Source organism: Pseudomonas sp. NPDC089530 (assembly GCF_050280705.1).
Lineage (GTDB): Bacteria > Pseudomonadota > Gammaproteobacteria > Pseudomonadales > Pseudomonadaceae > Aquipseudomonas.
On record NZ_JBNNVU010000153.1, the window covers coordinates 1 to 7584 of the forward strand.

The following is a 7584-nucleotide window of genomic DNA, read 5'->3' on the forward strand; positions in this document are numbered from 1 at the left end:
CGCGCGCCTTCGCCCAGGGCGACAACCTGGCCGACCTGACCCTGGGGGTCGCCACCTACCGCGGCCAGGACTCCTACTTCGTCGACGACGCCGGCGATGCTGCCGACCATGATGTACTGGGCGCCCAGGGCCTTCCAGTCACGGTAGATGACTTCGCTGGCCTGGGTCGGCAGGCTGATCATGTTCTGCTTCGGAATCGGCGAGTAGTAACCCGAGTTGCGCAGGTCGTTACCGATGATTTCCGCCATGTCGTCGGGCAGCACGCTGCCCCCTTGCCAACCGAACGGCACTACGGCGATTGGCGTGGCCCGGTCGCTGCCACTGGTGACCAGAATGTTCTTTTCATCCGCCATCGCTATCCCTGCCATGCAGCAGATAGCGACAAGCAATCCTCGAAGAAGGTTTCTCACAAGGCTAGATCCTCAGGTGTGAATGTCATCTTGAACGAACGATACGGAGCGAAATCGCTCGGCTTCATTCCCTGCATTTCTGTCAAACGTCCAATGTTCTTGACCGCAGCTACCGCCGAGGCATCGAACGGACCATCGCCGCTGGACTTGGCCACCGATACGGAAGTCACCGTACCGTCAGGCAACATGCCGATTTGCAGCACGACAGTCATGTTGTTGCGCGCCGAAGGAGGACGAGCCCAACCTTCCGCCGCTCGAGCACGAATCAGATCGTCGAAACTACCCGCGACTTCATCGCCCTGCTCGTCCGCCAAGGCCTGCTGACGCTGCGGCGTGTCGGAAAGCAAATCAGCCAAGGCCTGAGCCTTTTTCTCTTCGGCCGATTTACGCGCTGCTTCCTGAGCCTTTTTCTTGGCTGCATCGGCGGCGGCTTTCTTCTTCGCTTCCTCGGCGACCTTCTTCTTCGCCTCGTCTGCTTCAGCTTTCTTCTTGGCGTCTTCCGCGGCTTTCTTCTTCGCGTCTTCGACTATCTTTTTCTTCGCTTCTTCGGCGGCCTTTTTCTTGGCCTCTTCTTCAGCGGCTTTCTTGGCTTCTTCTTCGGCTTTCTTCTTGGCTATATCAGCCAATTGTTTCTCTTCTGCCTTTTTCGCTTCCGCAGCCTTCTTCGCGTCATCGGCTTTCTTGGCTTCATCAGCCTTCTTCGCCTCTTCCGCTTTCTTGGCTTCGTCGGCCTTTTTCGCTTCCTCGGCTTTTTGGGCAGCCTCTTCTTTCTTTTGTTCCGCAGCCTTCACCGCTTCCTGCTCGACCTTTTTCTGCTCCATCTGCTCGACTTCGGTCTGGCGCGCGGCGGATTTCTTCGCCTCACCCGCAATCTTCTGATTGGTCTGGGTAGTCGCCTGACTTTTCGATTTCAGCTGATACAGGGTCGCCTGGACGATCGGCTTGGACGGCGGCAACTCCGGCGTCATGGCAAAACTGACGAACAGCATGCCGAACACCAGAACGTGCAGGGCAATTGCCCACACGCTAGGCCAGAAGTAGCTTTCCGAGGCGGACGGCTCTCGCTGTTGCTGCATCAGGGCGCCTCGGTAATCAAGCCAACGTTTCCGACGCCGGCCTTCTGCAGCCCGCCCATGGCGCCCATGACGGCACCGTAGTCAACGGACTTGTCGCCGCGGATAAACACCTGGGTATGCTTGCCGCCTTCATTGCCGGCGCGAATGATCTTGGTCACGGCGTCGGTCATCTGCGGCAAGGTCATGGCCTTGTCCATCTGCTTGTCGGTGTCGACTTCGCTGCCAAGGTTCCAGTAGTAGGTCTTGTCAGCCTTGATCGAAATGGTCAGGACCTGGGTGTTGTTGTCCTGCGGCAAGGCTTCGCTGGAAACCTTGGGCAGATCGACTTTCACGCCCTGATTGAGCATCGGCGCGGTCACCATGAAGATAACCAGCAGTACCAACATCACGTCGATGTAGGGCACCACGTTCATCTCGGCAACCGGCTTGCGTTTGTGGCGAACTCGGGCCATGGGGATTTACCTGCTCACTCTTCGCTGGTGTGCACTTTACGGTGCAGGATCGCCTGGAACTCGTCGGCGAAGGTGTAGTAACGGCTGATCAGGGTTTCGCCACGGGCCGAGAAACGGTTGTAGGCGATAACAGCCGGGATCGCGGCGAACAGGCCGATCGCGGTGGCGATCAGGGCTTCGGCGATACCCGGGGCGACGGTCGCCAGGGTCGCCTGCTGGGCGCTGGCCAGGCCGCGGAAGGAGTTCATGATCCCCCAGACGGTACCGAACAGACCGATATACGGGCTGACCGAGCCGACGGTGGCGAGGAAGGGCAGGCTCTGCTCGAGCTTCTCTTCTTCGCGGGAGATGGCGACACGCATGGCCCGCGCGACACCTTCCATGACCGCCTCGGGATCAACGCCCGACTGCTGGCGCAGGCGCGAGAATTCCTTGAAACCGGCCCGGAAGATCTGCTCCACGCCCGAATCCGGATCCGGGTTGCTGCCCGCCTGGCGGTACAGCTTGGACAGGTCGATGCCCGACCAGAAGCGCTCTTCGAAGCTCTCCAGGGCGCGTCGACCGGCACGCAGCAGGTTGCTGCGCTGAAAGATCATGATCCATGAGGTCACCGATGCGGCTACCAGGGTCAGCATTACCAACTGCACAACGACGCTGGCATTGCTGACCAAGCTCCACATGGAGGAATGGTCGACGACGTTAGCTTCCACGCTTTATCTCCTGCTCTGAGTGTGTACCCGCGCCGCTCTCGCCGGCAAAGGCCGCACGCAGAGCTTCGGGAATGGCCCGGGGTTTCAAATTGTCGGTGCGCACACAGGCCACCAGGAACTGCCCTTCGCAGAGCAATGCATTATCCGAGGCTCGCCTGACCTGCTGTCTGAAGCGCAGGCTGGCCCGGTTCAATTCGCTGACTTCTGCACTTACCAGAAGCTCGTCGTCCAGTCGCGCCGGCGCGTGGTAGCGCGCTTCGCTGGAATGCACGACGAACAACAGGTTCTCCCCTGCCAGCTGCGATTGGGCAAAGCCCAGATCACGTAGCCGCTCGGTTCGAGCCCGCTCCATAAACTTAAGGTAATTAACGTAATACACGATGCCGCCGGCATCGGTGTCTTCGTAATAAACGCGACAACGATGTGCGAACGGCTCAAGCCCGTTTTGCGCGCGCATACTCTAGTGCTTACTCCTCAGGTTGCCAATCCGGCCAGGCAACTGTTTTTTCATTCTCGAACGCCTTTGTGGCGAATAACGGCGATACCAGCCCCCTAGGACAGCACAGCCTGCGAATAAATCGGTACCGAGCGCGCCATCAATCGTCCACGGCATCGAGGAATTCGTCTACCACGGGCATCTCCCCCAATCGTGACGGGATGTTTAGACCGAAATGCAAATAGGCATGCCGGGTCACCACGCGCCCCCGTGGCGTACGCATGATATAGCCTTGCTGGATCAGATAGGGCTCGAGTACGTCTTCAATGGTGTGCCGTTCCTCGCTGATGGCGGCTGCCAGGCTGTCGACCCCCACCGGCCCGCCATCGAACTTCTCGATCATGGTCAGCAGCAGGCGCCGGTCCTGATGATCGAAACCACGTTCATCGACATCCAGCAGGTTCAGCGCCAGGTCGGCGATGGCCTTGGTGATGTGGCCCTTGGCGCGAACCTCGGCGAAATCCCGCACCCGGCGCAACAGACGGTTGGCGATACGCGGTGTACCCCGGGCGCGTCGGGCGACTTCGAAGGCCCCTTCCGGGTCCAGCGGCAAACCGAGAATGCCGGCGGAACGCCCGACAATGGTTGCCAGGTCCGCATTGCTGTAGAACTCCAGACGCTGAACGATACCGAAACGATCACGCAGCGGGTTGGTCAGCATGCCCGCACGGGTCGTAGCCCCCACCAGGGTGAACGGCGGCAGATCGAGCTTGATCGAGCGGGCCGCCGGGCCTTCGCCGATCATGATGTCCAACTGGAAATCTTCCATCGCCGGGTACAGCACCTCCTCGACGATCGGCGACAAGCGATGGATTTCATCGATGAACAGCACATCGTGCGGCTCGAGATTGGTCAGCAGCGCCGCCAGGTCGCCAGGGCGCTCCAGCACCGGGCCCGAGGTGCTCTTGATCGACACGCCCATTTCCTGGGCGATGATGTTGGCCAGCGTGGTTTTACCCAGGCCTGGCGGGCCGAAGATCAGGGTATGGTCCAGCGACTCGTTGCGCCCGCGGGCAGCCTGGATGAACAGCTCCATCTGCTCGCGCACCGTCGGCTGGCCAATATAGTCGGCCAGGCTGACAGGGCGAATCGCACGGTCCTGGACTTCCTCGCGCTCACGGGGGCCCGTGGCGGCGATCAGACGATCTGCTTCTATCACTTAAATCATTCCCTTCAGGGCGCGGCGAATCATGTCTTCGCTGCTCAGGCCTTTTTCCTTGATGGCGGAGACGGCCTTGCTGGCTTCCTGCGGTTTGTAGCCCAGGGAGATCAGGGCGCTGACCGCATCGGTCTCGGCGCTGGCCACCGGCATCGGCGCATCCGGCTGGTTCGGCACCAGGGCAAACATGCTCGGCACGGTTTCCCAGGCCTTGAAGCGATCCTTGAGCTCGACCAACAGGCGCTCGGCGGTCTTTTTACCGACCCCAGGCACCTTGGTCAGCGCAGAAGTATCCTGGGCCTGCACGCAACGCACCAGTTCGTCGACCTCCAGGCTGGACATCAGCGCCAGCGCCAGCTTCGGCCCCACACCGTTGAGGCGAATCAACTCGCGAAAAAAGTCCCGTTCGCGCTTGCTGGCAAAGCCATAGAGTAACTGGGCATCTTCACGCACGACCAAATGAGTGTGCAGGGTAAGCGGTTCACCGACCGACGGCAGGCGATAGAGGGTGGTCATGGGCACCTCCACCTCATAACCCAGACCGTTTACATCGAGAATCAGGTGCGGCGGCTGTTTCTCAGCCAAGGTGCCGCGCAAGCGTCCAATCACGTTTCAGATCCTTAGCTCAGGCCGGACCAGCGGCCGGCGGATAACAGCATGAAGGTCCGGGCCGGGCAGACAGGCGCGAGACACTCCACTCATCAAATGTTGGCGCAGATGCTATCAGAGACGCAGCCGGCCGCCACGACTGCGTGCGGTGCCCAGGCCGTGGGGCACCAGGCTGGAGCGGGTGTGGGCATGACAGATGGCAATCGCCAGGGCGTCCGAGGCATCGATCTGCGGCTTGCTGGTCAACTTGAGCAAGTGCATGACCATCATTTGCACCTGCTCCTTGTTGGCCCCGCCGGTGCCCGCCACCGCCTGCTTGACCTGAGTGGCGGTATATTCGGCGATCTCCAGGCTTTCCTCGGCCCCCGCCACAATCGCCGCGCCACGGGCCTGCCCCAGTTTCAGGGCCGAATCGGCATTGCGCGCCATGAACACCTTTTCAATACCCATGGTCACCGGGCCGTAGGTCTGGATCACCTCACGCACCCCGCGATAGACGATCTGCAGCCGCTCATGCAGCTCGCCAGCGCCTGTTCGGATGCAGCCCGAGGCCACGTACACGCAGCCGCGCCCGGTATCACGTACCACGCCATAACCGGTGATGCGCGAACCCGGGTCGATACCAAGAATAAGAGTCATAACGCCTGCAAAGAGAAGATTCGATTGCCTAAGGTAACTCCGGCAGAGACCGGAAAAACAAAAAATCGCAGCCTTCGACAGCTCCCCTACAGGTACAGCCTAACCCTGGGTGTAAGGGGGAAACCGCCGAAAGCTGCGATCTTTGTAGCGCGGTATCAGCCGAGTTGCTCGGCAACCGACTCGGGAATATCCGCGTTGGAGTAGACGTTCTGCACATCGTCCAGGTCTTCGAGCATGTCGATCAGCTTGAGAACCTTCTCGGCGCCTTCCAGATCCAGCTCGGCGCTGGTGGTCGGCAACATGACGATTTCCGCATCGACCGCCTTGAAACCAGCTGCCTCCAGGGCGTTGCGCACGGCATAGAAACCGGCGAACGAGGTGAACACGTCGATGGAACCGTCGGCATTGGTCACCACGTCGTCGGCATCCGCCTCCATGGCGGCTTCCATCAACGAATCCTCGTCGACGCCCGGCTCGAAGGAAATCTGTCCCTTGCGCTCGAACAGATAGGCCACCGAACCATCGGTCCCCAGGTTGCCGCCACACTTGCTGAACGCATGGCGCACGGCTGCGGCGGTACGGTTGCGGTTGTCGGTCATGCATTCGACCATTACCGCCACACCGTTCGGGCCGTAGCCTTCGTAAGTCAGCTCGACCACGTCGTCGCTGCCCGCCGCGCCGGTGCCCCGGGCGATGGCGCGATCGATGATGTCGCGGCTCATGTTGGCGCCCAGGGCCTTGTCCAGGGCCAGGCGCAGGCGCGGGTTGGAACCCGGCTCGCCACCGCCCTGACGGGCAGCGACTGTCAGCTCACGAATCCATTTGGTGAAAATCTTGCCTCTCTTGGCATCCTGACGCTCTTTGCGGTGCTTGATGTTCGCCCACTTGGAATGACCGGCCATAACGTGCTCCAAATTCTCTTTGCAACATTGCCCGCACCACCGTTAAAGGCGGGCGGGCAACAAAATATCCCGACACAATAGAAAAAGGCGCATCCGAAGATGCGCCTTCAGGTCGGCCTTACTCAGCCTTTGGCTGTTCGCGCAGACGGATGTGCAGTTCGCGCAGCGCCTTGGCATCGACCAGGCCAGGAGCCTGGGTCATCACGCACGCGGCGCTCTGGGTTTTCGGGAACGCGATCACTTCACGGATCGACTGGGCGCCGGTCATCAGCATGACCAGACGGTCCAGGCCGAAAGCCAGGCCACCGTGGGGCGGCGCACCGTATTTCAGAGCGTCGAGCAGGAAGCCGAACTTCTCTTCCTGTTCCGCTTCGTCGATACCCAGCAGACGGAACACCGCCTGTTGCATTTCCTTGCGGTGGATACGGATCGAACCGCCACCCAGTTCGGTACCGTTGAGCACCATGTCGTAGGCACGGGACAAAGCAGTCGCCGGGCTGGCTTCCAGTTCTTCCGGCGAGCACTTCGGCGCGGTGAACGGGTGGTGCAACGCGGTGAAGCTGCCGTCTTCGTTCTCTTCGAACATCGGGAAGTCGACGACCCACATCGGTGCCCACTCGCAGGTCAGCAGGTTCAGGTCATGACCCAGCTTGATACGCAGCGCGCCCAGGGCTTCGCTGACGATCTTCGCCTTGTCGGCGCCGAAGAACACGATGTCGCCATCGACAGCGCCAACGCGGTCGAGGATCACGTTCAGATTGGCTTCCGGGATGTTCTTGACGATCGGCGACTGCAGGCCGTCAACACCGTTGGCGCGCTCGTTGACCTTGATGTACGCCAGGCCCTTGGCACCGTAGATGCCGACGAACTTGGTGTAATCGTCGATCTGCTTGCGCGGCATGCTTGCCCCGCCTGGCACGCGCAAGGCGGCGATACGGCATTTCGGGTCGTTGGCCGGGCCGCTGAACACCTTGAATTCCACTTCCTTGAGCTGGTCGGCAACGTCCACCAGTTCCAGCGGAATACGCAGGTCCGGCTTGTCGGAACCGTAGCGGCGCATGGCCTCTTCGAAGCGGCGATCAGGATAGCGCCAAGCAGCGTCCACTCATACTCGCTCGGCCAGGACAGCGG

8 protein-coding genes and 2 pseudogenes are annotated in these 7584 nt (G+C 60.8%); all 10 read right to left on the reverse strand.

All coding sequences use genetic code 11. From position 1 onward, the window contains the following. Positions 1 to 410, reverse strand: a pseudogene (locus tag ACQKQA_RS29130) (Tol-Pal system beta propeller repeat protein TolB); the annotation flags it as partial. Further along, positions 407 to 1486, reverse strand: coding sequence for a cell envelope integrity protein TolA (gene tolA, locus ACQKQA_RS29135; RefSeq protein ID WP_427564646.1), 1080 nt, complete (start codon positions 1484 to 1486; stop codon positions 407 to 409). The gene tolA and the pseudogene ACQKQA_RS29130, both read right to left, overlap by 4 nt. Beyond that, a complete protein-coding gene (gene tolR / locus ACQKQA_RS29140) occupies positions 1486 to 1938 on the reverse strand; it encodes a protein TolR (protein WP_007931110.1) in 453 nt (150 codons plus the stop codon). Before tolR ends, tolA begins: the two co-directional genes overlap by 1 nt. Before the next feature lie 14 nt (positions 1939 to 1952). Further along, entirely contained in the window at positions 1953 to 2648 is a 696-nt protein-coding gene (gene tolQ, locus ACQKQA_RS29145) for a protein TolQ (protein WP_044464671.1), read from the reverse strand. Beyond that, a complete protein-coding gene (ybgC, locus tag ACQKQA_RS29150) occupies positions 2638 to 3105 on the reverse strand; it encodes a tol-pal system-associated acyl-CoA thioesterase (RefSeq protein ID WP_427564647.1) in 468 nt (155 codons plus the stop codon). Before ybgC ends, tolQ begins: the two co-directional genes overlap by 11 nt. A gap of 139 nt (positions 3106 to 3244) precedes the next feature. Next, the gene (ruvB, locus tag ACQKQA_RS29155; protein ID WP_427564648.1) at positions 3245 to 4303 is read right to left on the reverse strand and encodes a Holliday junction branch migration DNA helicase RuvB; all 1059 of its coding nucleotides are present in this window, start codon (positions 4301 to 4303) and stop codon (positions 3245 to 3247) included. Beyond that, entirely contained in the window at positions 4304 to 4912 is a 609-nt protein-coding gene (gene ruvA, locus ACQKQA_RS29160; RefSeq protein ID WP_009050469.1) for a Holliday junction branch migration protein RuvA, read from the reverse strand. A gap of 114 nt (positions 4913 to 5026) precedes the next feature. After that, on the reverse strand, positions 5027 to 5551 hold the full coding sequence (gene ruvC / locus ACQKQA_RS29165) for a crossover junction endodeoxyribonuclease RuvC (RefSeq protein WP_075121317.1): 525 nt from the start codon (positions 5549 to 5551) through the stop codon (positions 5027 to 5029). A gap of 155 nt (positions 5552 to 5706) precedes the next feature. Next, on the reverse strand, positions 5707 to 6453 hold the full coding sequence (locus tag ACQKQA_RS29170; protein ID WP_427564649.1) for a YebC/PmpR family DNA-binding transcriptional regulator: 747 nt from the start codon (positions 6451 to 6453) through the stop codon (positions 5707 to 5709). A gap of 118 nt (positions 6454 to 6571) precedes the next feature. Then, a pseudogene (gene aspS, locus ACQKQA_RS29175) lies at positions 6572 to 7540 on the reverse strand (aspartate--tRNA ligase); the annotation flags it as partial. Positions 7541 to 7584 lie beyond the last annotated feature (44 nt).

Excerpts from the sequence above, each read along its gene's own strand:
- tolA (WP_427564646.1), bottom strand. The coding sequence starts at position 1,486 with ATGCAGCAACAGCGAGAGCCGTCCGCCTCGGAAAGCTACTTCTGGCCT.
- tolR (WP_007931110.1), bottom strand. The coding sequence starts at position 1,938 with ATGGCCCGAGTTCGCCACAAACGCAAGCCGGTTGCCGAGATGAACGTG.
- ybgC (WP_427564647.1), bottom strand. The coding sequence starts at position 3,105 with ATGCGCGCGCAAAACGGGCTTGAGCCGTTCGCACATCGTTGTCGCGTT.
- ruvC (WP_075121317.1), bottom strand. The coding sequence starts at position 5,551 with ATGACTCTTATTCTTGGTATCGACCCGGGTTCGCGCATCACCGGTTAT.
- ACQKQA_RS29170 (WP_427564649.1), bottom strand. The coding sequence starts at position 6,453 with ATGGCCGGTCATTCCAAGTGGGCGAACATCAAGCACCGCAAAGAGCGT.